At 68.1% G+C, this 22,994-nt stretch carries 24 protein-coding genes; 5 read left to right on the top strand and 19 right to left on the bottom strand.

Annotated features, from left to right (window positions below; genetic code table 11):
* Positions 1-25: 25 nt before the first annotated feature.
* The 7 genes from HWY45_RS11585 to argH all read right to left on the bottom strand — a co-directional run bounded on the left by HWY45_RS11585 (position 26) and on the right by argH (position 7,222).
* On the bottom strand, positions 26-1,420 hold the full coding sequence (locus HWY45_RS11585) for an MmgE/PrpD family protein (protein WP_059881369.1): 1,395 nt from the start codon (positions 1,418-1,420) through the stop codon (positions 26-28).
* Positions 1,417-2,325 carry a polysaccharide deacetylase family protein gene (locus tag HWY45_RS11590; RefSeq protein ID WP_059881371.1) on the bottom strand — a complete coding sequence of 303 codons (909 nt, stop codon included), beginning with the start codon at positions 2,323-2,325 and terminating at the stop codon, positions 1,417-1,419. Before HWY45_RS11590 ends, HWY45_RS11585 begins: the two co-directional genes overlap by 4 nt.
* Positions 2,322-3,194: a polysaccharide deacetylase family protein gene (locus HWY45_RS11595; RefSeq protein WP_059809913.1), complete on the bottom strand. Its 873-nt coding sequence runs from the start codon at positions 3,192-3,194 to the stop codon at positions 2,322-2,324. The genes HWY45_RS11590 and HWY45_RS11595 overlap by 4 nt, the downstream gene beginning before the upstream one ends.
* 7 nt (positions 3,195-3,201) lie before the next feature.
* A complete protein-coding gene (locus HWY45_RS11600; RefSeq protein ID WP_059881372.1) occupies positions 3,202-4,041 on the bottom strand; it encodes an ABC transporter substrate-binding protein in 840 nt (279 codons plus the stop codon).
* Between the two features lie 66 nt (positions 4,042-4,107).
* Positions 4,108-4,911 (bottom strand): amino acid ABC transporter ATP-binding protein, encoded by an 804-nt coding sequence (locus HWY45_RS11605; protein ID WP_059809915.1) that lies wholly within the window; start codon positions 4,909-4,911, stop codon positions 4,108-4,110.
* Positions 4,908-5,795, bottom strand: coding sequence for an amino acid ABC transporter permease (locus HWY45_RS11610; protein ID WP_059881602.1), 888 nt, complete (start codon positions 5,793-5,795; stop codon positions 4,908-4,910). Before HWY45_RS11610 ends, HWY45_RS11605 begins: the two co-directional genes overlap by 4 nt.
* Positions 5,789-7,222, bottom strand: coding sequence for an argininosuccinate lyase (argH, locus tag HWY45_RS11615; RefSeq protein WP_059809919.1), 1,434 nt, complete (start codon positions 7,220-7,222; stop codon positions 5,789-5,791). Before argH ends, HWY45_RS11610 begins: the two co-directional genes overlap by 7 nt.
* 116 nt (positions 7,223-7,338) lie before the next feature.
* Here argH and HWY45_RS11620 point away from each other — a divergent pair, with 116 nt between their 5' ends.
* Positions 7,339-8,217, top strand: coding sequence for a LysR substrate-binding domain-containing protein (locus HWY45_RS11620; RefSeq protein WP_059809922.1), 879 nt, complete (start codon positions 7,339-7,341; stop codon positions 8,215-8,217).
* Between the two features lie 38 nt (positions 8,218-8,255).
* Here the strand turns inward: HWY45_RS11620 and HWY45_RS11625 are convergent, their stop codons facing one another.
* The 8 genes from HWY45_RS11625 to HWY45_RS11660 all read right to left on the bottom strand — a co-directional run bounded on the left by HWY45_RS11625 (position 8,256) and on the right by HWY45_RS11660 (position 16,432).
* Positions 8,256-9,380, bottom strand: a complete 1,125-nt coding sequence (locus HWY45_RS11625) for a porin (RefSeq protein ID WP_059809924.1) — start codon at positions 9,378-9,380, stop codon at positions 8,256-8,258.
* A gap of 233 nt (positions 9,381-9,613) precedes the next feature.
* Positions 9,614-10,660: an ABC transporter substrate-binding protein gene (locus HWY45_RS11630; protein ID WP_059881374.1), complete on the bottom strand. Its 1,047-nt coding sequence runs from the start codon at positions 10,658-10,660 to the stop codon at positions 9,614-9,616.
* Positions 10,657-11,808, bottom strand: coding sequence for an NAD(P)/FAD-dependent oxidoreductase (locus HWY45_RS11635; protein ID WP_059881376.1), 1,152 nt, complete (start codon positions 11,806-11,808; stop codon positions 10,657-10,659). The genes HWY45_RS11630 and HWY45_RS11635 overlap by 4 nt, the downstream gene beginning before the upstream one ends.
* Positions 11,801-13,234, bottom strand: coding sequence for an FAD/NAD(P)-dependent oxidoreductase (locus HWY45_RS11640; RefSeq protein ID WP_059881378.1), 1,434 nt, complete (start codon positions 13,232-13,234; stop codon positions 11,801-11,803). Before HWY45_RS11640 ends, HWY45_RS11635 begins: the two co-directional genes overlap by 8 nt.
* Positions 13,231-13,605 carry a (2Fe-2S)-binding protein gene (locus tag HWY45_RS11645; protein ID WP_059881380.1) on the bottom strand — a complete coding sequence of 125 codons (375 nt, stop codon included), beginning with the start codon at positions 13,603-13,605 and terminating at the stop codon, positions 13,231-13,233. The genes HWY45_RS11640 and HWY45_RS11645 overlap by 4 nt, the downstream gene beginning before the upstream one ends.
* The gene (locus HWY45_RS11650; protein ID WP_059809937.1) at positions 13,605-14,399 is read right to left on the bottom strand and encodes an ABC transporter permease; all 795 of its coding nucleotides are present in this window, start codon (positions 14,397-14,399) and stop codon (positions 13,605-13,607) included. The genes HWY45_RS11645 and HWY45_RS11650 overlap by 1 nt, the downstream gene beginning before the upstream one ends.
* The gene (locus HWY45_RS11655; protein ID WP_059881382.1) at positions 14,396-15,349 is read right to left on the bottom strand and encodes an ABC transporter permease; all 954 of its coding nucleotides are present in this window, start codon (positions 15,347-15,349) and stop codon (positions 14,396-14,398) included. Before HWY45_RS11655 ends, HWY45_RS11650 begins: the two co-directional genes overlap by 4 nt.
* Entirely contained in the window at positions 15,350-16,432 is a 1,083-nt protein-coding gene (locus HWY45_RS11660; RefSeq protein ID WP_059881384.1) for an ABC transporter ATP-binding protein, read from the bottom strand. It lies immediately after the preceding gene.
* 296 nt (positions 16,433-16,728) lie between these two features.
* Here HWY45_RS11660 and HWY45_RS11665 point away from each other — a divergent pair, with 296 nt between their 5' ends.
* A complete protein-coding gene (locus tag HWY45_RS11665) occupies positions 16,729-17,610 on the top strand; it encodes an IclR family transcriptional regulator (protein WP_059881386.1) in 882 nt (293 codons plus the stop codon).
* A gap of 179 nt (positions 17,611-17,789) precedes the next feature.
* Entirely contained in the window at positions 17,790-18,509 is a 720-nt protein-coding gene (locus HWY45_RS11670; protein ID WP_059881388.1) for a response regulator transcription factor, read from the top strand.
* A gap of 92 nt (positions 18,510-18,601) precedes the next feature.
* Here the strand turns inward: HWY45_RS11670 and HWY45_RS11675 are convergent, their stop codons facing one another.
* Positions 18,602-19,117: a hypothetical protein gene (locus tag HWY45_RS11675; protein WP_059809948.1), complete on the bottom strand. Its 516-nt coding sequence runs from the start codon at positions 19,115-19,117 to the stop codon at positions 18,602-18,604.
* Positions 19,118-19,305: 188 nt separating this feature from the next.
* Between HWY45_RS11675 and HWY45_RS11680 the strand changes: the two genes are divergently transcribed.
* Positions 19,306-19,497, top strand: a complete 192-nt coding sequence (locus HWY45_RS11680; protein WP_059557939.1) for a hypothetical protein — start codon at positions 19,306-19,308, stop codon at positions 19,495-19,497.
* Between the two features lie 16 nt (positions 19,498-19,513).
* Here HWY45_RS11680 and HWY45_RS11685 read toward each other — a convergent pair whose 3' ends face one another.
* The 3 genes from HWY45_RS11685 to HWY45_RS11695 all read right to left on the bottom strand — a co-directional run bounded on the left by HWY45_RS11685 (position 19,514) and on the right by HWY45_RS11695 (position 21,454).
* Complete coding sequence (locus HWY45_RS11685) at positions 19,514-19,993, bottom strand: RidA family protein (protein WP_059881390.1); 480 nt, start codon at positions 19,991-19,993, stop codon at positions 19,514-19,516.
* A 189-nt stretch (positions 19,994-20,182) separates the two neighbouring features.
* The gene (locus tag HWY45_RS11690; protein WP_059558221.1) at positions 20,183-20,653 is read right to left on the bottom strand and encodes a YbhB/YbcL family Raf kinase inhibitor-like protein; all 471 of its coding nucleotides are present in this window, start codon (positions 20,651-20,653) and stop codon (positions 20,183-20,185) included.
* A gap of 432 nt (positions 20,654-21,085) precedes the next feature.
* The gene (locus tag HWY45_RS11695; RefSeq protein WP_059881391.1) at positions 21,086-21,454 is read right to left on the bottom strand and encodes a hypothetical protein; all 369 of its coding nucleotides are present in this window, start codon (positions 21,452-21,454) and stop codon (positions 21,086-21,088) included.
* A 264-nt stretch (positions 21,455-21,718) separates the two neighbouring features.
* On the opposite strand from HWY45_RS11695, the gene HWY45_RS11700 reads away from it, so the two are divergent.
* Entirely contained in the window at positions 21,719-22,984 is a 1,266-nt protein-coding gene (locus HWY45_RS11700) for a M23 family metallopeptidase (protein ID WP_230946932.1), read from the top strand.
* Positions 22,985-22,994 lie beyond the last annotated feature (10 nt).

Consider the following 22,994-nt stretch of genomic DNA (forward strand, 5'->3'; position numbering starts at 1 on the left):
GACGCGAATCTCCGGCCGCCAGCCGTCAGCGCACCGCCTCCCGGCCGTGCGCGTCGCCCGCAAGCAGCGCCTGCAGCGCACGCGCATCGGGCAGCCGTTCGAGCGACAGGCATGCGTCGCGCAGCGCGTCGACGCCTGCGGTGTCGAGCGCGCCCGCGGCCAGCACCCGATACTTCGCGAGCAGCGCGTCGTCCGACAGCGGATTATTTGGATCACCGAGCGCAATCGGTACGTGACGCGATACAGGTTCGGCATCCTTGCGATGCAGCGTCACCGTCGGTTCGTCGAGATCGCCGAGCGCCGGATCGACGTCGACCGCAATGCGCGCGAGCATCGCCGCGATGCGCGGGTCCGCGCGCCGTTCGGCGCGATACGCGTCGAGCCCCGTGTCGCCGAACACGAACGCCGCCGCGACCGCGTACGGCAGGCTCATCTGCGCGGACGACAGCGTCGACAGGTCGCGTCCGCCGCACATCCGCGCGACGAAGCCGCTCGCGCGCACGACGATCCGTTCGATCTCGCCGGCCTCGAAGGTGCGGCCGTCCGCGAGCAGCAGCGCGGCGTCGACGGCCGCATGCGCGCTGCGGCACGACGCATGCGGCTTGATCGAGCAGCGCATCAGCTTCCAGTGCGCGCCGAGGCCGTCCGTCAGCGCATCGGGGGCGAGCGACCGCGCAGCGAACGTGTTGAGGAACCCGCCCCACACGTCGTCGAACACGTGTGCCGGGCCGCTCACGCCCGCGCGCGCGAGCAGCGCCGCGAGCACGCCGCCTTCCGCCGCGCGCCCCGCATGCAGGCGCTTCGTCTGCGAGCCGTCGTGAATGAATCCCCATAGCCCGCCCGCGAAGCTCGCCGCATGGCCGAGCGCGTCGCGGGTGCGCTCCGCGTCGAGTCCGAGCACGCGCGCGCTGGCGGCGGCCGCGCCGAACACGCCGCAGCTGAGCGTCGAATGCCAGCCCGTGCCGTTGTGCGCCGAGTAGCCGCCCGCCGCCTCGAGCACGCGCCGGCCGACGTCATAACCGAGCACGATCGCGGTCAGGCATTCGAGGCCGGGCACCGGCTCCGGCACGCACGCGAGCGCGGCGAGCACGGCCGGCAGCACGACCGCGCCCGAATGGTCGCAGCCGCCCGAATCGTCGAGTTCCAGTGCGTGCGCGGCAATGCCGTTGACGAAGGCGGCGTCGCGCGCGCCCGCGGTGCTGCGCGTCCCCCACAGCAACGCGCCCGGTTGATCGGCCGGGCCGGCCAGCTCGCGCGCGAGGCGCGTCTCGATCGCCGATGCGCCCGCGAGCGCTGCGCCGAACGTATCGAGCACGTGCCGCTTGGCTTTCGCGACGACGTCCGTCGGCAGTGCGTCGGCCGGCGTCTGCGCGACGAAGGCGGCGAGGCGCGCCGCGCGCGTTTCGGTGCGCGCCGTCATCGTGCCGCCTCGTCGGCGCGGCAGCGCGCGAACACGTCGACCGGATGGCCGGGCGCATTGACCGGCGCCTGCCCGCGCCACCAGCGCGCGATGTCGCGCCCGGTTGCGAACCACGCGTCGCCCGCGTCGCGCAGATGCGCGAGCAGCGCGCGCAACAGGTCGATACGCCCGGCCGTGCCGATGATCTCCGGATGCAGCCGCATCACGCAGCAAAGACCGAAACGCCGGAACCCGTCGACGTCGCGCCGCCAGTTGTCGAGCACGTCGCGATACGACGCGATGCGCGGCTGGCCGGCCGGCACCGGCGGAAACAGGTTGAACTCGAAATACGGTTCGTCCTCGAGTTCGTAATGCAGCGGCAGTTCGACGAGGCGCGCGCCGTCCGCGCGAGCGTCGCCGCGCGGATGCACGTAAGGCAAATCGTCGCCGCGCCACGATGACGACCACGTGAAGCCTTCCGCGACGAGCCAGTCCGCGAAGCCGTCGGCCCAGTTGCCGGTGAACGAGCGGAAGCCTTCCGCATCGCGGCCGATTGCGCCCGCGAGCGCCGCGCGTCCCGCGCGGCACGCATCGATCTGCGCGGCGAGCGGCAGCGCGTCGAAATCCTCGCAGCGATCGCCGCTCACGCCCAGTTCGTGCCCGGCCGCCGCGATCTCGCGCACCGCGCCGGCATGCGATTGCGCGACCGCGCCGGGCACGAACCAACTGGCCGGCACGGCGAACTCGTCGAACGCCGCGAGCAGCCGGTCGACGCCGCGCGTCGCGCCGTAGCGCCACGCCGACAGCGATTTCTCGCGGCCGGCGATGCGCGGCTCGCGCGTCTGGATGCCGTGGATGTCGTTGAAGTCGACCGTGATCGCGACCGCGCATCGCGCGCCGTCCGGCCAGATTGGAGATGTCGTCACGTCTCGTTCCGTTGCATCGGTTCCGCGTCGTGCGCGTACTGCGCGAGCCACCAGTCGGCCACGTCGCGGCAGCGCGCGAACCATACGCCGTCCCGCGCGCGCATGTGGCCGAGCCACGCCTCCAGCAGCGCGATGCGCCCCGGCTTGCCGCACACCTTCGGATGCAGCAGCGTCGTCAGGCACAGGCCGTCGCGGTACACGCCGTCGAATTCGCGCGTCCAGTTGTCGAGCGTCGCGCCGTAGCCGGCGATCCGGTCGAGCCCCGCCGGATAATCGGGGTTGCGGTGATACGCGAGCGACGCGTAATCGTCGGTCTCCCAGCGCCCGGGAATCTCGACGAGCGGCGGCTCGCCGTCGCGGCCGGGCAGCAGGTACGGCCGGTCGTCGCCGCGCATCGAGCTCGAATAGCGCACGCCCGCTTCGCGCAGCACGGCCGCAGTCTCCGCGCTCCAGTCGCCGGATGGCGTGCGGAAGCCGACGGGCCGCACGCCGAGCGTGCGCGCGAAGAGGTCGGCCGATTGCGCCATGATGTCCCGCTGCCGCTCGGGCGAAAGCGTCCAGAACGCTTCGTGCCGGTAGCCGTGGTAGCCGATCTCATGGCCGCGCTCGACGATCGCCGCGCATTGCGCGGGCCACGTCTGCGCGACCCACGCGGGCACGAAGAACGTGGCGGGCACGTCGAACGACGCGAGCATGTCGAGCAGCCTCCCCAGCGCGCGCCACGGCCCGTAGCTGCCGAGCGTGAAGTACGCCGGATTGCGCCAGATCGACCCGTTCAGCATCGCGTCGCCGGTCGGGCCGTCGAGATCGAACGCGAGCGCGACGCACGCGCGCTGCGCGTCCGGCCAGCGGGGAGGGCGCGGCGTCATCGCGCGCTCAGTGCGTGCCGTTGACCAGCGCCTTCGGCACCGCGTGTTCCCGCAGGTCCCACTTCGCCAGCAGCTTCTGATACGAACCGTCCGCGATCAGCTGGTTGAGCGCCGTCGTCAGCGCGTTCGCGAGCGCGGTGTTGGACTTCGCGATGCCGATGCCCGTGTATTGCGACAGGAACGGCTTGCCGACCGGCTGGTACGCGTTCTGCTCGATGCTGTTCTGGTAGGGCAGCGTTTCCCCGCCCTGCACGGCCGCGTCGATCCGGTTCTGACGCAGCTGCATCCGCGCGTCCGACGAGCCGTCGGTGCCCACCACGACGATCGCGGGCTTGCCGGCCTTTACGCAGTTCTCCGCGCTCCACGCGGCCGTGTTGTCGGGGAACGACGTGCGCCGGCTCGACCCGACCCGCTTGCCGCACAGCGCGCTCATCTGCGAGAACTCGCCGGCGCGCGCCTTCAGCGTGTAGAACTGCGGGCCGGTCTCGATGTAGTCGACGAACGTCACCGCGTCGCGGCGCGTCGGCAGGTCGGTCATGCCGGACAGGATCATGTCGACGCGCTGCGTCGCGACCGCGCTCATCATCTGGTCGAAGTTCGTCTCGACCCAGTTCAGCTTCACGCCCATCTTTGCAGCGAGCGCCTCGCCGAGATCGACGTCGAAGCCGGCGAGCTTGTCGGTCGCCGGATCCTTGTACTCGAACGGCGGATAGTTCGGCACGATCGCCACGTTCAGCGTGCGCTTCGCGGCGGCCGGCGCGGATTGCGCGGCCGCGAGCGACGCATGCAGGGCGACGGCGCCGAACGCGACGGCGGCCAGGGTGCGGGTCAGGATGGATGCTTTCATGGGGCGTTGCCTTGTCGTTGTGAGCGTGTTTCGTTGACGGAGAAATCGTTCGGGCGTGTCGCCCGCTCAAGCAATCACGGCCGAGATGAAGTCGCGCGTGCGCGGATGCGTCGGCGCGGACAGCACCTGCTCGGGCGGCCCGCTCTCGATGACGCGGCCGCCGTCCATGAACACGACGCGGTCGGCCACTTCGCGCGCGAAGCCCAGCTCGTGCGTGACGACGATCATCGTCATCCCGCTCTTCGCGAGATCGCGCATCACCGCCAGCACTTCGCCGACGAGTTCCGGATCGAGCGCGGACGTCGGCTCGTCGAACAGGATCAGCTGCGGATGCATCGCCAGCGCCCGCGCGATTGCGACGCGCTGCTGCTGGCCGCCCGACAGCTCGACCGGAAATGCGTCGCACTTGTGCCCGAGCCCGACGCGCGCAAGCAGCGCGCGCGCTTCCTCCTCCGCTTGCGCGCGGCGGCGCTTGAGCACCTGCACGGGGCCTTCGATCACGTTTTCGAGCACGGTCTTGTGCGGGAACAGGTTGAAGCGCTGGAACACCATGCTCGTCGACAGCCGCTGCCGCGCGACCTGCCGCTCGGACAGCTCGTGGAGCCGGTTGCCGGCGCGCCGGTAGCCGGCCAGTTCGCCGTTCACCCACAGCGCGCCCGCGCTGATCGTCTCGAGCTGGTTGATGCAGCGCAGGAACGTGCTCTTGCCCGATCCCGACGGCCCGATGATGCAGAGCACTTCGCCCTGCGCGACATCGAGCGTGATGCCGTGCAGCGCCTGGAATTCACCGTACGACTTGCGCACGTCGACGGCGCGAACCACTGCGTTCGTCATCGCGTTCTCCCGATGGTTGACGGTCGTGCCGTTCATTTGCGCGCTCCCCGTCCCGCGCCGCGTGCGAAGCGCCGTTCGACGCGCGCCTGCGCGAGCGACAGCACCGTGACGACCACGAGATACCAGACCCCCGCGACGATCAGCAGCTCGATCACGCGGGCGTTCGCGTAGTAGATGTTCTGCGCGTTGTGCAGCATTTCGGCGTACTGCACGACGCTCGCGAGCGACGTCAGCTTGACCATGCCGATCAGCTCGTTGCCGATCGGCGGCACGATCACGCGCATCGCCTGCGGCAGGATGATCCGCCGCAACGCCTGCATGCGCGCCATGCCGATCGACTTCGCGGCTTCGTACTGGCCGGTGTCGACGGACAGCAGCCCGGCGCGCACGACCTCCGACGTATACGCGCCCTGGTTGAGGCCGAGCCCGAGCACGGCCGCGAGGAACGGGGTCATCACGTCGACGGTCCGGTATTCGGCGACGCCCGGAATGCCGAGCGTCGGAAACACCAGCGCGAGGTTGAACCACAGCAGGAGCTGCAGGATCACCGGCGTGCCGCGGAACAGCCAGATGTAGCCCTGCGCGACCGCGCCCAGCACGGGGTTCGTCGACAGCCGCATCACCGCGGTGACGACGCCGAGCGTGATGCCGAGCGTCATCGCGAGGATCGTCATCACGATCGTGTTGCCGAGGCCGGTCAGGATCGAGCGCGCGGTCAGGAACTGGCCGACGACGCGCCATTCGATCTGGCCGTGCGCGAACGCGGCGGCCACGTAGGCCAGCGCGGCGACGATCGCGGCCGAGGCCGCATAGCGGCCCCAGTAGCGCCGCTTCACGCGCTCGAGACCGGCGAGGCCGGCCGTGTCGGCGCCGGCCGCCGGTGCGCCGTCGACGCGGCGGGTATCGGATGCGCTCAGCATGACGGCCCCCGGTAGTCGGCCGCCCACGCGGCCTGGCGTTCGATCGCGCCGCGCAGGCGGTCGATCTGTTCGCGCACGCGCGCGGGCGACGTGCCGCCCGCGCCGCCGCGCGCCGCGACGGCGGCGTCGAGCGTCAGCCGCTCGCGCATCGCCGGCGCGAGACGCGCATCGATCGCCTGCAGTTGTTCGGCGCTCGCGTCGGCCAGCTCGATGCCGTCGCGCTCGCACGCGCGCACCAGCGCGCCGGTGATTTCGTGCGCCTCGCTGAACGGCACGCCCGTCAGCGCGAGCCAGTCCGCGACCTCCGTCGCGAGCGTGAAGCCGAGCGGCGCCTGGCGGCGCATTTCGTCGACGTTCACGCGCATCGTCCGGATCATCCCCGCCATCGCCGGCAGCACGAGTTCGAGCGTGTCGATCGAATCGAACGCGGCGATCTTGTCCTCCGCCAGATCGCGGTTGTACGCGAGCGGCAGCGACTTCAGCGTCGCGAGCAGGCCGCTCAGGTTGCCGATCAGCCGGCCGGCCTTGCCGCGCGTCAGCTCCGCGATGTCCGGGTTCTTCTTCTGCGGCATGATCGAACTGCCCGTCGCATAGCCGTCGTCGAGTTCCACCCAGCGGAATTGCCGCGACGTCCACAGGATCACTTCTTCCGACAGGCGGGACAGGTTCACCGAGAGCATGCTCGTCACGAACACGAATTCCGCGACGTGATCGCGCGCGGCGACGGCGTCGATCGAGTTCTCGCACGGCGCGTCGTAGCCGAGTTCCCGCGCGGACAGCTCCGGCCGCACGCAGATGGCCGAGCCGGCGAGGGCGGCCGCGCCGAGCGGCGAGCGGGCGGTGCGGCGATCCCAGTCGACCAGGCGGTCGACGTCGCGATACAGCGCCTGCGCATGCGCGAGCAGCTGGTGCCCGAACACGATCGGCTGCGCCGGCTGCAGATGCGTGAAGCCGGCGGTAACCGTGTCGACGTGCTGGCCGGCCTGGGCCACGAGCGCGTCCTGCAGGTCGAGCACGCCGCGCACGAGCTGGCGCGACTTGTCGCGCAGATACAGGCGAAGATCGTTCGCGGCCTGGTCGTTGCGCGAGCGTCCGGCGCGCAGCTTGCCGCCAATTGCCGGCAGCCGCTGCGTGAGCACGCGTTCGAGGAACGTGTGGACATCCTCGTCCGCCAGCGACGGCGCGATCGCGCCCGCCGCGAAATCGCGTTCGATGCCGTCCACCGCGGCGAGCAGCTTCGCGAGCTCGTCGTCGTTCAGGATGCCGGAGCGATTCAGTTCGCGTGCATGCGCCCGCGAGCCGGCGAGGTCGTACGGCGCGAGACGGAAAAAGCTGGGATCGGAGCGCGACAGCGCCTGCAGCGCGTCGGACGGCTGCGACTGGAAACGGCCGCCCCACAGGCGTTCGATCGGTTCGGTAAGGCTCATTGCGGTTGACCTCGAGTCCGTTGAATTGCACCTACTGTAGGCATTCAATTTTTTTTGTTGTAGCGAGAAATTGAATCCGTTTAAATGAAATTTTTCTCAGCACGTGAAGGACGCCGATGCGCAACCGCCTGCCCCCGCTGAACCCCCTTCGCGCGTTCGAGGCCGCCGCCCGGCTCGGCAGCGTGTCGGCCGCCGCCGACGAGCTGCATGTGACCGCCAGCGCGGTCAGTCACCAGATCCGCATTCTCGAAAGCACGCTCGGCGTCGTGCTGTTCATCCGCTCGAAGCCGCGCGTGAAGCTCACGCCTGAAGGCGGGGCGCTGCTCGAGCCGGTCGGCCGCGCATTCGACATGATCGCGAACGCGACCGTGCAGCTCGATTCGCCGGCCGCCGTGGGCGATCTCGTCGTATCGACGCCGCTGTCGCTCACGTCGCGCTGGCTCGCGCGGCATATCGGCGATTTTCTCGAACGGTATCCGGGCATTCATCTGAAGGTAATCCCGTCGAACGACGATCGCGAGGTCTATTCGCCGGACGTCGACGTGTGCGTGCGCTACGGGGAGGGCAACTGGCGCAACCGGCGCGTCACGCTGCTCATGCACCCGACGCTCTTTCCGGTCGTGAGTCCGGCGCTGATGAACGGGCCCGACGCGATCCGCAAGGTGCAGGACCTGGCCGGGCGCGCCCTCTTCTGCGAACATTCGGGCTCGTGGATGCGGTGGCTCGCGGAGGCGAAAGCCGACCAGCTGCCGGGCATCCGCGTCCTCGAGATCGGCAATGCGCACATCGGCCTCGAGGCCGCCGCGCGGGGCCAGGGCGTTGCGCTCGGGGACAGCCTGTCGGTGCGCGACGACCTGCTCGACGGCACGCTCGTGCGACCCTTCGACACGACCGTGCCGGCGCGGTATGCGTACTACGCGGTGACGCGCCAGGAGCTCGCCGACACGCCGCTCGTGACGGCGTTCATGTCGTGGATCGACGCGCATATTGCGTGACGCGGTGCGGCGGCGGGGCGTTCCCGCCCCGCCGGGGTTCAGAACCGATGCCGGATGCCGACGAGCGCGAGTTCCTGCGTGCGCTTGCCCGAATCGATGCCCGACGACCCGATCACGGCCTGCGCGTTGCCGGCTCCGTTCGAGCCCGACGCGTGGCCGTAGCCGACGGACGCGTAGAGATCGGTGCGCTTGCTGAGCGCGTAGTCGACGGCGGCGCTCACCTGCTGATACGTCGCCGACGAATGGCCGTTCGACTTCAGGTAGTTGTAGCCGACCTCGACGACGAGCGGCACCGACACCTGCCACAGCGCATAGACTGACCCGTTGTTGTAGCGCTCGCTGCCGCGGAACGACGAGCTGGCGTCGGCGACGTATTCGGAGAAGCTGTAATAGCCGCCGAGCGTGACGGGGCCGACCGCGTACTTCGCGCCGGCGCGCAGGATGTTGATCGCGCGCGCGGACGCATAGGCCTTGTTGACCGACGTCGCGAAGATGCTGTCGGCGCTCGACGTGCCGCGCGTCGACAGCGAGGCATTGCCGTTGTCGATGTGCATGTAGCCGGCTGCCGCGCCGAACGGCCCCGCGTTGTACGCGAGCGCGCCGCTGTACGATTGCCCCGAGCCCACCGAGCCCGCGACGCCGCCGAACGAATAGGTCGCGACGGCCTGCAGGCCCGACCACACCGGGCTTGCCCACTTCACCGTGTTGTTGAAGCGCACGCTGTTGTCGGCGTCGTCGACGTCGCCCGGCGACGTGAAGTACTGGAGATAGTTGTCGCCCTGCATGGGCTGCACGAGATCGCGCAGCGCGTCGTACTGGCGGCCGAGCGTGATCGTGCCCCAGCGGGCCGACCCGATGCCGACGTAAGCCTGGCGGCCGAACTCGCGGCCGCCCTGGTTGAGCCCGCCGGTGTTCACGTTGAAGCCGTTCTCGAGGCGGAACACGGCCTTGAGGCCGCCGCCCAGATCCTCGGAGCCGAGCAGGCCCCAGCGGCTGCCGGACATCACGCCCGAGGCGAGGCCGAGCTTCGTGCTCTTGCCGGCGACGTTATGCGTGTACTGGATCGCATCGTCGATGACGCCGTAGAGCGTCACCGTGCTTTGCGCATGCGCGTGGTGGGCCGCGGCCAGGGCGGCAGCGGACAGAATCAGTTTTCTCTTCATGGGATGTCTCGTCGTAAGCGGATCAGGATCTCCGCCTGCCGGGGCACGCTCGCATCGGCATGCATGTGTGCGAACGGCTACCGGGTCAGGCGGGACTAGGTTAGACGTTGAAATTTCCGCGCGTGACGAGAAATAAATGTCGTGATCCTGAAGAAATTCTCAGCATGGAAGACGTCGTTGCAGGCACGGGCCCGCGCGGGGGGGGCATGCCGCGCGCGCACGGGCCGATCCCGTTACCGCTCGACCTGCCGGTTCCAGCGCGCATCCCACTGCGCGCGGCGCGCATTGATCGCGGTCCAGTCGACGACCGTCGCCTTGCGCACGAGTTCGTCGACGTTGCCGAGGCTGCGCTGCATCGATGCCGGCATGGTCGCCAGCCGGTTGGTCGGAATCTGCTTGCCGGCCTCGGCGGCCTTGGTCTGCGCGGGCGCCGACAGCAGGAACTGCGCGAGCTTCTGCGCGAGCTGCGGATCGGGGTTGTTGGCGACGACGCACAGGTCGACGAGCAACAGCACCGGCCCTTCCTTCGGATTCGCATAGGCGACCGGAATGCCCTTGTCCTGCAGGTCGCCGACCGCGGTCGGCGTCAGCGGGAACAGCCCGGCTTCGCCCGTCTGCACCATCTCGGAGATCTTCGCCGAGTTGGGGATGTATTCGATGACGTTCGGCCCGACCGTGCTCGCCCACTTGCCGAAGGCCGGCTCGACGTTCTGCTCGTTGCCGCCGAGCAGGCGGTTGATCGCGAGGAAGCCGTGCAGCCCGAACGTGCTGCTCGACGCGGACTGGAACACCACCTTGCCCTTGTATTTCGGATCCGCGAAATCCATCCACGACGTCGGCGGCGCCCAGCCTTTCTCCGCGAACAGCTTCTTGTTGTAGGCGATGCCCGTCATGCCGAGCTGCACGCCCGCGCCGATGTCGTCCTTCATCCGCGCGAACGGGTACAGCTCCTTCAGCACCGGCGAATCGTCGAGCTTCTGGCATACGCCGAGGCTGGCCGCGCGCGTCATCACGCCGTCGTCGAGCAGCGCGACGTGGATCTGCGGCTTGTTGCGATTCGCAAGCAGCTTCGCGAGCACGTCCGACGACGTGCCGGGCACGATCACCACCTTCACGTTGTTCGCCTTCTCGAAATCGGGCAGCACCTGGCTCGTGTAGGCCTTTTCCATCGGGCCGCCGTTCATGCCGACGTAGATCGTCTTCGTTTGCGCGAATGCGGGGGAACATGCGCCCGCGAAGCACAGTGCGGCGGCCGCCGCGATCGTTCCGAACAGTTTCATCTTTGAGTCTCCTCGTGAGGGTGTTGGTCAGACGGGGCAGCCTGCGACGCGAAGCGGTCGACCGCGAACGCGTCGAGCGGGGTGATGGTCTCGCCGGCCGTGACGAGATCGGCGAGCACGTCGCCGACGCCCGGCGCGAGCAGGAAGCCCCCGCCGGAGAAGCCGAAGGCATGCAGGAGGCGCGGCGTCGTACGGCTCGCGCCGATGATCGGGTTGTGATCGGGGGTGCAGCCTTCGACGCCGCTCCAGGTGCGGATCACGAGCGCATCGCGCAGCGCGGGCAGCAGCGCGCACGCGTCGCGCATCACCGTGCGCGTGGTGTCGACGGACGGCTGGCCGAACTCGCCGTCGCCGTGCCCGCGCCCGCCGCCGATCACGCAGTTGCCGCGCGCGACCTGCCGTGCATAGACCCCGCCGCCATAGACGCCGAGGTTGTGCACGATGAACGGCGGCAGCGGCTCGGTCACCCACATGTTCGGGTAGATCGGCTGCATCGGCACCGCTTCGTCGAAACGGTCGGCGATCGTGTTCGCCCACGCGCCCGCCGCGTTGATCAGCCAGGTCGCGCGGGTTTCGCGGCCGGCGGCGCGCAGCCGGAAGTGCACGCCGTCGTGATGCACGTCGTCGACCGGCGTGTGCTCGAACACGTCCGCGCCCGCCGCGCGGGCCGCGCGCGCAAATGCCGGCGACACGAGGCGCGGATTCGCATGGCCGTCGGTCGCGCACAGCGAGCCGCCGCGCGCCGCGCGGCCGAGCCAGGGATAGCGGCGGCGAAACGCGTCGCCCGTGATCATCTGCAGCGGCAGGCCGTGTTCGCCGGCGAGCACGGCATACGCGTCGAGCGCGTCGAGATCGGCGTCGCTGCGCGCGAGCCGCAGGTGGCCCGACAGCACGAACTCGCCGTCGATGCCGATCAGCTCGGGCAGGCGATCCCAGATGCGCCGTGCGCGCAGCGCGAGCGGCAGCTGCTCGGCGGGGCGCCCCTGGCAGCGCACGCCGCCGTAGTTCACGCCGCTCGCCTGCGCGCCGCAGTCGCGACGCTCGAACAGGCCGACCGACAGGCCGCGCTTCGCCAGCGCCAGCGCCGCCGACGCGCCGACCAGGCCGCCGCCGACGATTGCGACGTCGTAATGCGTACGGTCATTCATCGCGCGCCTCGTCGGGAATGGCCGCGACGTCGTCGCCGGCGAGCGTGGCGGCGATCGGGAACGGCTTGACGGGCGGCTGCGCGCGCAGCCGCCCGACGTCGGCGAGCGGTCTGCCGGTTTCCGCGGCGAGCACGCGCGCTGCCGCATCGCCGCACATGCGGCCTTGGCAGCGGCCCATGCCGACGCGCGTCAATGCCTTCAGCCGGTTGATCTCGTGCGCTTGCCCGCCGCGGATGCAGCGGCGCAAGGCGCCGGCGTCGACTTCCTCGCAGCGGCACACGATCGTGTCGTCCGGGCAGTGCATCGCGTCGAGCGCGGGCGGCGCGAATGCGGCTTCGAGGCCGGCACGGAACGTGCCGACGCGCGCGAGCGTGCGTTCGAGGGCGCGCGCGTCGGGCTTCCCGCCGGGCGGGGGTGCGGCGATGCCGGCATCCTCGAGCAACGCGAGCGCCGCACGCCGGCCCGACGCTTCGGCCGCATCGGCGCCTGCGATACCCGCGCCGTCGCCCGCGACGTACAGCCCATCCACCGACGTGCGGCCGGCCGCGTCGCGCTCGGGCAGCCACGCGCGATTGAGCGGATCGAAGCGGAACCGGCAGCCCGCGAGATCGGCGAGCTGCGTTTCGGAACGCAGGCCGAAGCCGAGGCCGAGCGCGTCGCAATCGATCAGGCGCGACCTCGCGCGATCGCCCGCGCCGCGCCATGCAAGCCCGGTCACATGCCGGTCGCCAAGCACGCGTTCGAGCGTGACGCCGGTTTCGACCGCAATGCCGTGGGCACGCAGCCAGCCGACGTAATAGAGCCCCTTCGCGAAGGTCGATGGGGCGCGCAGCAGCTGCGGCACGGCCGCCGCCTGCTGTCGCCACGGGCTCGTGTCGAGCACCGCGACGACGCGCGCGCCGGCCTTCGCATACTGATACGCGGCCAGATAGAGCAACGGGCCCGTGCCCGCGAACACCACGCGTTGCCCGATCGCGCAGCCCTGCGCCTTCAGCGCGACCTGTGCGCCGCCGAGCGAGTACACGCCCGCGAGCGTCCAGCCGGGCACCGGCAGCAGGCGATCGGTCGCGCCGCTCGCGACGATCAGATGCGAGAACGGCACTGCGACTTCGCGGCCGTCCTGCAGCGTGTCGAGCCGGCCGGCGCCGCATGCCCACGCGAGCGTGTCCGGGCGATAGTCGAGCTGCGGCAGCAGCGCGGCCATCGTCCGATGCAGCGCATCCGCCTTGCCGGCTTCGAAGCCGTAGAGCGTCGACTTCGAGCGCGTGAACGCGCGATCGGCGGGCGGCTGCCGGTAGATCTGGCCGCCCCAGCGCGCGTTCTCGTCGATCACGACCGGCCGCAGCCCCGCATCGACGAGCGCCTCGGCCGCGCGCACGCCGGCCGGGCCCGCGCCGACGATCACCGGTTGCAGGGGCCGGGTCATCGCGCGCCTTCGTCCGATGCGGCCACCGCGCCGGTGACGATGCGCATGCCCGCCGCGATCGGCGTCGAGCATGCGCGCAGCCGCGCGCCCGCTTCCGTGCGCACCCAGCAGTCCTGGCACGCGCCGATCAGGCAGAAACCCGCGCGCGGCAGGCCGCTGAATTCGCTGATGCGCACGCATCGCTGCGCGACGAGGATCGCGGTGAGCACGGTGTCGCCGGCGAGCGCCTGCGCGGGGCTGCCGTCGAGCGTGAAGTTGACCGGCGTGCGCTCGCGCTCGGCAACGCGCACGAACTGGGCGCCGCCGGCCGGGCCGTCGTCCGCGGCGGATGAGCGAGAAGGGGAAGCGGAAACAGCAGCGGAAATCGCCATCAGTGTTGACCGATCAGGATGCGGTTGAGGCCGTACACGCGATCGAGCAGCAGCATCGCGGCGGCGGTGATGAAAATGACGAGCGCGGATACCGACGCCATCATCGGGTCGATCGATTCGGTCGCGTACATGTACATCCGCACCGGCAGCGTGACCGTCTGCGGCGACGTGATGAAGACCGACATCGTCAGTTCGTCGAAGCTGTTGATGAACGCGAGCAGCCAGCCGCCCGTGATGCCGGGCAGGATCATCGGCAGCGTGATGCGGCGGAACGTCGTCCACGGGGCCGCGCCGAGCGATGACGCGGCCTGCTCGATGCTCCGGTCGAGCCCGGCGACGGACGCGAGCACGAGCCGCATCACGAACGGCGTGACGACGATCATGTGCGCGAGCACGAGCCACGCGAACGAGCCCGTTGCGCCGATCATCGCGAAGAAGCGCAGCAGCGCGATGCCGAGCACGAGCCCGGGGATCATCAGCGGCGACAGCAGCAGGCCGTTTACGAACGCGCGGCCGGGAAACGTCGCGCGGCCGATCGCGAGGCCGGCGGGCAGCGCGATCGCGAGCGACAGCGTCGCCGACGCGAACGCGAGCTTCACGCTGTTGAGGAACGCGGTGACGAAGTCCGGATAGTCGAGGATCGCGCGGAACCAGCGCAGCGACAGGCCGCGCGTGGGCAGCGTCAGCGTTTCGTCGGGCGTGAACGCGACGAGCACGACGATCGCGAGCGGCGCGAGCACGAACGCGATCACGAGCGTGTGGAACGCGAGGGCGAAGGGGCCGTTCTTTCTCATCGGGATGCGCCTCCGAGGCTGCGTGCGTAGCGGCGTTCGAGCACGCGGTAGTAGGTGAGCATCACGACGAGGTTCGCGACCAGCAGCAGCACCGCGATCGTCGCGCCGAGCGGCCAGTTCAGCGAGCCGAGGAATTCGTCGTAGACGGTGGTCGCGGCGACCTTCAGCCGGCGCCCGCCGAGCAGGCCCGGAATCGCGAACGCACTGGCCGAGAGCCCGAACACCATCAGGCTGCCCGACAGGATGCCGGGCACGAGCTGCGGCAGCACGATGCGGCGCAGCGTCGTCGCGGGCGACGCGCCTAGCGACAGTGCCGCGTGCTCCGTCTGCGGATCGAGGCGCTGCAATGCGGTCCAGACCGGAATCACCATGAACGGCAGCATCACGTGCACGAGCGCGATCACGATCGCGAAGGTCGTGTATTCGAGCTTGTAGGGCCCGAGGCCGGCCAGGCCGAGCGCCTGGTTCACGAGGCCGTTCGTGTTCAGCAGCATGCTCCAGCCGAACGCGCGGACCACGATCGACACGAGCAGCGGCGCGAGGATCGCGAGCAGGAACAGCGAGCGCCACGGGTCGCGCATCCGCGCGAGCACGTAGGCTTCCGGCGTGCCGATCGCGACGCAGATCACGGTGGTCAGCGCGGCGATGCCGAACGTGCGCGCGAAGATCGTGTGGAAGTACGACGAACCGAGCACGTCGACATAGTTGCCGAACTGGAACGCCGCGATCGGGCCGGTGGCGGGATCGAAGCGGTAGAACGTGAGCACCAGCGTCATCGCGAGCGGCACGAGCACGAGCGCGGCGAACAGCGCGAACGCGGGCGCGCACAACAGCCACATCGGCGCATGCGCGGACCACGTCGCGCGCAGCGACGGGCGCGATGCGGCGCGCGGCGCGGCGAGCGCGGGCGCGATGCCTTCAGGCGGGAGCGAGCGGGGGGATTGAGACATTCAGGCCTCCACCCGCATCACGCGCACCGCGTCGCTGTGCCAGTCGACGCCGACCGGCGCGCCTTCCGCGAGCGGCTCCGCGCCTTCGTTCTGGCAGCACACGAGCACTTCGCCGAGCGCGCTGTCGACGCGGTACAGCCACTGGCTGCCGAGGAAGAAGCGGCTCGTGACGGTCGCGGCGAGGCGGCCGGCGCCGGGCGCGCACAGGCGCAGCTTCTCCGGGCGGATGCACAGCGACACGCGCTCGCCGATCCGCACGTCGCGTTCGCGCGGCGGCAGGTGCGCGGTGCGGCCGGTTTCGGCGAGATCGTGGCCGAGGTCGATGCGGATCGCGTCGCCGTCATGCGCGACGACCGTGCCGGGCAGCAGGTTCGCCTTGCCGATGAACTGCGACACGAAATGGTTCTCCGGGCGCTCGTATGCGTGATACGGCGTGTCGATCTGCGTGATGCGGCCCGCTTCCATCACGACGACGCGATCGCTGATCGACAGCGCTTCCGACTGGTCGTGCGTGACCATGATCGTCGTCGTGCCGATCTTGCGCTGGATCGCGCGCAATTCGAACTGCATGTCCTCGCGCAGCTTCGCGTCGAGGTTCGACATGGGCTCGTCGAGCAGCAGCACCGGCGGTTCGATCACGACCGCGCGCGCGATCGCGACGCGCTGCCGCTGCCCGCCGGACAGCTCGCGCGGAAAGCGGTGCGCGAGCGCGTCGAGGCGCACGAGCGACAGCGCCGCGCGAATGCGCTCCGCGCGTTCGGCCTTGTCGACGCCGCGCATGTCGAGACCGAAGCCGACGTTTTCCGCGACGCTCATGTGCGGGAACAGCGCATAGCTCTGGAACACGATGCCGAGCCCGCGGCGGTTCGGTTTCGTCCGCGTGATGTCCCGCCCGTCGAGTGCGATGCGGCCGCGCGTGACGTCGACGAAGCCGGCGATCATCTGCAGCGTCGTGGTCTTGCCGCAGCCCGACGGCCCGAGCAGCGATACGAACTCGCCCTTTTCGACTGACAAATTGACGTCCGCGACGGCGACCAGGTCGCCGAACGATTTCGTCAGATCCGTAAGCGTGAGAAAAGACATGGTTGGCCTTCCGGTGGTGCGCACCGCCGGATGGGTGCGTCATTGAGGCGGACTCTAGCCAGCCATAATCGGGAGCGTCAATTTCAAGTTCTGCTGGCCGGGATGAATTTCGAAAAAATTCCGGTGAACGGAACATATCGTGCCCGCTGCGTGAATTCGTTCCGGAAAGCGAAGCACGCGATACCCTCGAAATGCACGCGTCAATCCCGTGTACGCCCGGATGCACGGGGATTTTCGGCGGGGCAATAATCGGAGCAATCGTATTCCGCTCAATGAAATCGTCGAGGAGATCCCGCATGCCCAACACCCCGTCGCCCCGAAGGCCGGCGGTCGTTGCACCGGCCGGCGAACCGGCGGACGCGCCCGGCAGCGGGATGCTGCAGCGCGCGTTCGCGATCCTGCGCGCGCTGGCGGGCATGCAGCAGGACGGCGTGCGCGTCACGCATCTGGCGAAGGCCGTCGGCCTCACGCAGGGCACCGCGCATCGCATCCTGCAGTCGCTGATCGCGGAAGGGATGGTCGAGCAGGACGAGCAGACGAAGCTGTACCGGTTGAGCGTCGACTTCTTCGCGCTCGCCGCGCAGGCCGGCAACCCGAGCAGCATGCGCACGCTGTGCCGTCCCGCGTTGCTGAGGCTGTGCGCGAGCCTCGGCGAGACGATCTTCCTGCTCGTGAAGAGCGGCTTCGACGCGGTCTGCCTCGATCTGTGCGAAGGGCCGTTTCCGATCCGTTCGTTTACCGGCGATATCGGCGGGCGGGTTGCGCTCGGGGTCGGGCAGGGCAGCCTCGCGATTCTCGCGTTCCTGCCGGATGCGGAGCGCGAGGAGGTGATCCGCTTCAACGTGCCGCGCATCCGCGGCTACGGCGTGCTCGACGAGGTGTACCTGCGCACCGAGATCGAGCGCGTGCGGCAGCTTGGCCACGCGGGCCGCAACAGCGGCGTGCTCGACGGCATGGCGGGCGTCGCGGTGCCGATTCTCGATCGCACGGGTTACCCGGTCGGCGCGCTGAGCGTCGGCACGCTCGCGTCGCGGCTCGGCGACGACCGGTTGCCGATGGTGGTCGAACTGCTGCGGCGGCAGGCCGATGCGATCGGGCCGCGCACCAACCCGTTCGACGCCACGCTGCGTCGTCCGCTGCACGGGTTGGCGGGGGCGGTGGGGCAGGCGGTGGTGTGACGGGCGGTGCGGATGCGCAGACGTGCGCGCCGACGGATCGTCCCAAACACGGGTGCGCCCGGAAAATTATCCGATGCAAATGGTCGCCCGGCACCTTAATATGCGTGTGCAAATCGGCATGTGCGCGTGTATCGAGGGTGATCCGAATTGAACCAACGACTTTTGTCTTGCGAGATGCCGTGAGAATCGCCGTACTGGAAGATGATCCGGCCCAGTGCGCTTTCGTCAGTCAAATCCTGACGGCGGCGGGGCATACGTGCCGCACCTTCAGCGACGGCAACGCATTCACGAAGCACCTGAAACGCGAAACGTTCGACCTGCTGGTGCTCGACTGGGCGGTGCCCGGTGTGTCCGGCGAGGACGTGCTGAAGTGGGTGCGCGCCAATCAGACCGAGCACAGCCTGCCGATCATCTTCATGACGATCCGCGACGACGAGGCGGGCATTGCGCGGATTCTCGATGCGGGCGCGGACGATTATGTCGTCAAGCCGGTGTCCGGTCCGGTGCTGCTCGCGCGCATCGGCTCGTTGCTGCGCCGCGCCTATTCGTTCAACGCCGAGGCGGCGGTGCGCGAGTTCGGCCAGTATCGCTTCGACGTGAACGCGAAGCAGGCCTGCGTCGACGGCAAGCCGGTGAATCTCACGATGAAGGAATTCGAGCTCGCGTTGTTGCTGTTCCTGCACCTCGACCGGCCGCTGTCGCGTGCGCACATCGTCGACCGGATATGGAAGCAGGCGGCCGACATCCCGTCACGCACGATGGATACGCACATGTCGACGCTGCGCACGAAGCTCGGCTTGCGGCCGGGGAGCGGTTATCGCCTGACGCCGATCTATGGTTACGGTTACAGGCTCGAACGGGATGAACGGGACGAACGGCAGGAGGCGGCGAAGTCGTAAGCGTCGTCGTTGCGCCTGCTGCGCACGCTCCTTTTTAGCGCTGTAAGCGATGGGGCGCGACGCCGCGTCGCGCCCAGGCGGGATGCCGGACCTTAACCGCCGTGCACGCCAATCACATGCTCGAATACGTTCCAGCCACCCTCGACGTGGGTTTTCATGATCCCGTTGCGGTGTAGTGACGCATTCAGGGCCGCGGTCTGTGCGATGCCCCGACGGGCGAAGTCGGCGAGAGGATGCGCTGCCATTGCATTTTGCGGGATCGTCTGATCGCTGGCCTTGGCCTTGTCTCGCTCGAAGTCGCAGAGTTCCGTCGTCGTGTCGGCGGTGACCGGCTTTTGACGCAAGGCAATCGCCTTGGGATCGCTGTGCGCGGCGTCGACCAGCGCGGGTGACGCGCCGGGGCCCATCTGGAACAACGCGGCCGCCGTATTCTGCATCTCGCCGATGGTGCCTTTCGCAGCGAACGGCATGAGATTCTGCAGTGGCCCGCGCGTGTTCATGCTGGACGAGCGAGTCTGGTTTTGTGCGCTGTTGTCGCTCGGCCCGGGTGACGATGAATGGTCGATCGGTGCGCTGGTCGAGGTATTGCCAATCTTCGGAGTGGACATGTTTTCCTCTGGAGTCGTTCCGTCGTCGCGGCGCGACGAAGCGGAATCGACAGTCTTCTGAAAACGAATGAAAAAGCGCGATGCAGATTGGAAGGTATGTCGTGGGGGGCGAAGGAAGTCAAATCGGTTCGCCCAGGCAAGGCCGGCCTGCTAGACTGGAAATTCCCCTGCAAACCACGGAGGGAGACATGACCACCATCTATGTCGTGAAGACCGGCGAGCATTTCCTCTGCCTCGCCGAGGACGGCGACATCGGCATCGCGCCGGCGATCGAAGATGCCATGTCCTTTCTTTCGTATGAGGAAGCAAAAAAAACGGCGAACCTGCATGCCGACACCGGATACGAAATCGTGGCCGTCAACCTTGAACGTGTGCGCTGAGCGCCTGCATTACCGGCTAATCCACGATGGCTTCGCAATCGATTTCCAGCAGGAAGTCCGGATTGGGCAATGAAGCCACGATCGCCGTGGTGCGGGCCGGATATTTCCCCGGCGCGAAATGCGTCGCGTAGATGCGGTTCATCTCCTTGAAATCCTCACGCCGCACGAGCAGGACGGTCACCTTGACGACACGATCCCAGCCTACGCCCGCGGCCTTCAACACCCCGCCGATGTTCTCCATCACCTGATTCATCTGCGCGGTGAAGTCGTTGGCGGCGACCTTCCCGTTCTTGTCCAGGGCCGGGGTGCCGGCGACGAACAGGAGATGGCCGGCTTTGACGGCCGGCGAGTACGGCACGGGGTTGACGAACTGTCCGCCGGGACGGATGTATTCGATCGACGGACGGGCATCGGCTGCCGGCTGCTGAGCCTTTGCGCCGCCGCCGAACATCAGGCCGGAAATCACCAGGCCGCAGGCAATGAGATGAGTAAGCATCACACCTCCTTGATTCATCAAGTTGCACGATGTGTCGACACGGCAACCATGATGTCGCCGACCGCGTCGGAGCGGATTAGCCTCGACGTGGCGCTTGCGTGAAGCGACTCGCACGATCGGGGCGTACCGTGCGACCCGATCGCGTGATGGGTTTCATCGCGGCCGGGATCGCGGGCCTGCCACGCGCGCCTACTTCTGAAACGTCCCGAGCAATTCGGCATGCGCCACCACATGCCCTTGCATCGCCTTCTCCAGCGCGGCCTTGGTCGGCTTGTGGAGATCGGGCAGCACCGTATCGAGCGCATACAGCTTGTGGAAATAGCGGTGGCGGCCAATAGGCGGGCAGGGGCCGCCATATGCGGCGTGCCGGAAGTCGTTGGTGCCTTCGAGCGTGCCCGCCGGCAGCGCGCTTCCGGTGAGCGCCTCCTGCAGCCCGGGCGCCGCGGGCGGGATGTTGTACAGCACCCAGTGGACCCATGTCGTTTGCGGCGCGGCCGGGTCCGGCGCGTCAGGGTCGTCGACGATCAGCGCGAGGCTCTTTGCGTTGGCGGGCACCCCGGACCACGCGAGCGGCGGCGACACGTCCGCGCCCATGCAGGTATGGCGGCGGGGAATCTCGCCCCCTTCGCGAAAGGCCGGCGAAGTCAGGGTCAAGGTCATGGCGTGCTCCTCGGCGACGCTCTGCGCCGCCAATCCGGCGGCGCAGCAGATCAGCGGAATCAGAAGGCATGCCGCGCGGCAGCGCATCGCAGGTGCTCCATCGGTTTGCCCTGCGACGATCGCCACGCGCGAGGGCGCGCCGGTCATTCGCGCGATCTCGATCGCCGACCGGCGTCGGGCGAGGCGTCGCGGCATCGGTCGGGCATGTAGAAAAGCTAGTGCAGGCCGCGGCCAAATTCAACACGCGGCGGGCGGATGTTACTCGTCGGACAAATCGGCAAGCCAGCGGTGCGTCAGCCGGTTTTTGCCGCAAGGAAGCCGTTGGCCGATTGCTTGTCGCGGCGCGGGGTCGAATTCACGACGCGGAAAAGCCGGGGCGCATCACCCCGGCCAGAATTGCTTTCGCCGATTCCAGGCACCGAGACTGCCCATCTATATGCGCTCGACGGACAACAAACTGCATCTTCCCGGGTAGGCGGTGTAAACGGGATCGTCGGTTATCCAAAGACGAACCTGTTGATTGGCATTCTTCGCATCGCGCAGCAGTGACAGCATGCTCCTGTCGGCATCGATGGTCCTGAGTGTGGTGACGTAATGGATATCGCAATTCACGGCGCCGGAAAGTTGAAGGCCGGCGGGCACGTAAATCTCCATGTTCCCCGGAGCCACGTGCCCGCCAAATGCGCCGCCGAGAACCGCGATACTGCCCAGGCTGACCGGCTGGGTATGGATCATGCCGGGGAAGGCGGCAGTCGAGATGCACAGGAGCCCGATGCCGAGCGTGGATTTCAGAATGTTCATATTCACACCTTTATAGGTATGTATTGCATGGGTGGAAATACATGACTGGGGTGTGCTCGATAAAACCGAGTTGAATCATAGGAAATCCATCGAAGCCCGCAAGGTGATTTCGGATCGTTCGACTCCGGTTTCCGGAGCGGTCGAATCGCCTTGAAATTATCGCGTCAAGAATTTCAGCTAGTGCGTCCTATTTAAAAACGCATCCAGAGATATTGCATTTTCCTTGCAATGACTGGCGAATGATGTAGGCTTGATGCCGCTGTCATGGCTTTCGTGCAAACCCTTTTCGCGGTGCATTTAACTATGCGCAATTCACCAGGCCGTTCTGCATCAAATTCGATTCAATACCTGATTGGAATTCTGCTGATTGCAGCCGGCTTTGGCGAAGTCGTCCATGCGGCGCCAATCGAGACGTCGTTGCAACGCGCGATCGAGCAGGCGCTCGACTCTCGATCGGGCAGGGCGCTGACACTGCCGGCCCGGTCGGACAGCAACCTGGTCGAGGCAATCAAAACCGACGACGTTTCCGGATGGGTATTTGGCACTGCGACGCAAATCATGAACGAAGGCGAATCCGCCGATCCCGTCACGAAGCTGTTCCTTGCGCGCAACGTGAATGGCCGATGGATCACGGGCGTCGAGGGCAGCAGCCAGTTTGCGGCATTGCTCGACGCGGCGCCGCCCACGCTGCTCGCTGCCGAGGAACGGAAAAATCTGGCGGTGAAACGCGCACTTGCACCACGGTCGGCGGCATTGCCGCAACCGGGCCTTGCGTTGCCGTGGGAGCTGAATGCCGGGTGGTATTGGACGGGCGGCGCGCACGGCTGGTCCGGACAAAGCAGGCCGTACAACTCCCTCGATTTCTCGGGCGGCAACGGCCGCGTGCTGGCGGCGCGAGACGGCTATCTCTACAAGAGCTGCGAGCGCAACGGCAGCGCGATCGTGAAGGTGGTTCACGACAATGGCTATGCGACGACCTATTACCACATGGTCCAGCTGACGTCGTTGAACAGCGGCACGCGTGTCCGTCAGGGGGAATATCTGGGCAGCGTCGGAAACGGCCTGCCGTGCGGCGGGCAAACGACAGGGCCGCATGTGCACCTGTCACTGAGCAAGGATGGCAACGACGTGTCGGTCAACGGCATGACGATCGGCGGCTGGCAGTTTTTCGAGGGCGCCTCGGCGTATGCCGGATACGCCGTTCGCGATCAACGGCGCGTCTCCCCGCAGGCATGGCTGGTCAATTACGGGGGCGCGGATTCCGGTAACCCGACCACGCCCGTCAGTGCGCGTGTCCAGGCGTCGGGGCAGGTGAATCTGCGCAGCGGGCCTTCATTGTCGGCGCCGATCGTCGGTTCGCTCGACAATGGACGCACCGTGCAGCTCGCTTGCTATAAATACGGCGACTCCGTAAGTGGCAACTGGGGCGCCACGCGGCTCTGGTATCGACTCGACTCGAATCAATGGATCTCGGACGGATTCGTCTACACGGGCAGCAACGACCCGGTGGTGCCGGAATGCGTGAATTAGCGCGGGCGCG

The sequence above is a fragment of the Burkholderia stagnalis genome, assembly GCF_902830275.1.
Lineage (GTDB): Bacteria > Pseudomonadota > Gammaproteobacteria > Burkholderiales > Burkholderiaceae > Burkholderia > Burkholderia stagnalis.

What these genes read in the sequence shown, in the direction of transcription:
- HWY45_RS11585 (WP_059881369.1), bottom strand. Translation starts at nt 1,420, where the DNA reads ATGACGGCGCGCACCGAAACGCGCGCGGCGCGCCTCGCCGCCTTCGTC.
- HWY45_RS11595 (WP_059809913.1), bottom strand. Translation starts at nt 3,194, where the DNA reads ATGACGCCGCGCCCTCCCCGCTGGCCGGACGCGCAGCGCGCGTGCGTC.
- HWY45_RS11600 (WP_059881372.1), bottom strand. Translation starts at nt 4,041, where the DNA reads ATGAAAGCATCCATCCTGACCCGCACCCTGGCCGCCGTCGCGTTCGGC.
- HWY45_RS11605 (WP_059809915.1), bottom strand. Translation starts at nt 4,911, where the DNA reads ATGAACGGCACGACCGTCAACCATCGGGAGAACGCGATGACGAACGCA.
- HWY45_RS11610 (WP_059881602.1), bottom strand. Translation starts at nt 5,795, where the DNA reads ATGCTGAGCGCATCCGATACCCGCCGCGTCGACGGCGCACCGGCGGCC.
- argH (WP_059809919.1), bottom strand. Translation starts at nt 7,222, where the DNA reads ATGAGCCTTACCGAACCGATCGAACGCCTGTGGGGCGGCCGTTTCCAG.
- HWY45_RS11620 (WP_059809922.1), top strand. Translation starts at nt 7,339, where the DNA reads ATGCGCAACCGCCTGCCCCCGCTGAACCCCCTTCGCGCGTTCGAGGCC.
- HWY45_RS11625 (WP_059809924.1), bottom strand. Translation starts at nt 9,380, where the DNA reads ATGAAGAGAAAACTGATTCTGTCCGCTGCCGCCCTGGCCGCGGCCCAC.
- HWY45_RS11630 (WP_059881374.1), bottom strand. Translation starts at nt 10,660, where the DNA reads ATGAAACTGTTCGGAACGATCGCGGCGGCCGCCGCACTGTGCTTCGCG.
- HWY45_RS11635 (WP_059881376.1), bottom strand. Translation starts at nt 11,808, where the DNA reads ATGAATGACCGTACGCATTACGACGTCGCAATCGTCGGCGGCGGCCTG.
- HWY45_RS11640 (WP_059881378.1), bottom strand. Translation starts at nt 13,234, where the DNA reads ATGACCCGGCCCCTGCAACCGGTGATCGTCGGCGCGGGCCCGGCCGGC.
- HWY45_RS11645 (WP_059881380.1), bottom strand. Translation starts at nt 13,605, where the DNA reads ATGGCGATTTCCGCTGCTGTTTCCGCTTCCCCTTCTCGCTCATCCGCC.
- HWY45_RS11650 (WP_059809937.1), bottom strand. Translation starts at nt 14,399, where the DNA reads ATGAGAAAGAACGGCCCCTTCGCCCTCGCGTTCCACACGCTCGTGATC.
- HWY45_RS11655 (WP_059881382.1), bottom strand. Translation starts at nt 15,349, where the DNA reads ATGTCTCAATCCCCCCGCTCGCTCCCGCCTGAAGGCATCGCGCCCGCG.
- HWY45_RS11660 (WP_059881384.1), bottom strand. Translation starts at nt 16,432, where the DNA reads ATGTCTTTTCTCACGCTTACGGATCTGACGAAATCGTTCGGCGACCTG.
- HWY45_RS11665 (WP_059881386.1), top strand. Translation starts at nt 16,729, where the DNA reads ATGCCCAACACCCCGTCGCCCCGAAGGCCGGCGGTCGTTGCACCGGCC.
- HWY45_RS11675 (WP_059809948.1), bottom strand. Translation starts at nt 19,117, where the DNA reads ATGTCCACTCCGAAGATTGGCAATACCTCGACCAGCGCACCGATCGAC.
- HWY45_RS11680 (WP_059557939.1), top strand. Translation starts at nt 19,306, where the DNA reads ATGACCACCATCTATGTCGTGAAGACCGGCGAGCATTTCCTCTGCCTC.
- HWY45_RS11685 (WP_059881390.1), bottom strand. Translation starts at nt 19,993, where the DNA reads ATGCTTACTCATCTCATTGCCTGCGGCCTGGTGATTTCCGGCCTGATG.
- HWY45_RS11690 (WP_059558221.1), bottom strand. Translation starts at nt 20,653, where the DNA reads ATGACCTTGACCCTGACTTCGCCGGCCTTTCGCGAAGGGGGCGAGATT.
- HWY45_RS11695 (WP_059881391.1), bottom strand. Translation starts at nt 21,454, where the DNA reads ATGAACATTCTGAAATCCACGCTCGGCATCGGGCTCCTGTGCATCTCG.
- HWY45_RS11700 (WP_230946932.1), top strand. Translation starts at nt 21,719, where the DNA reads ATGGCTTTCGTGCAAACCCTTTTCGCGGTGCATTTAACTATGCGCAAT.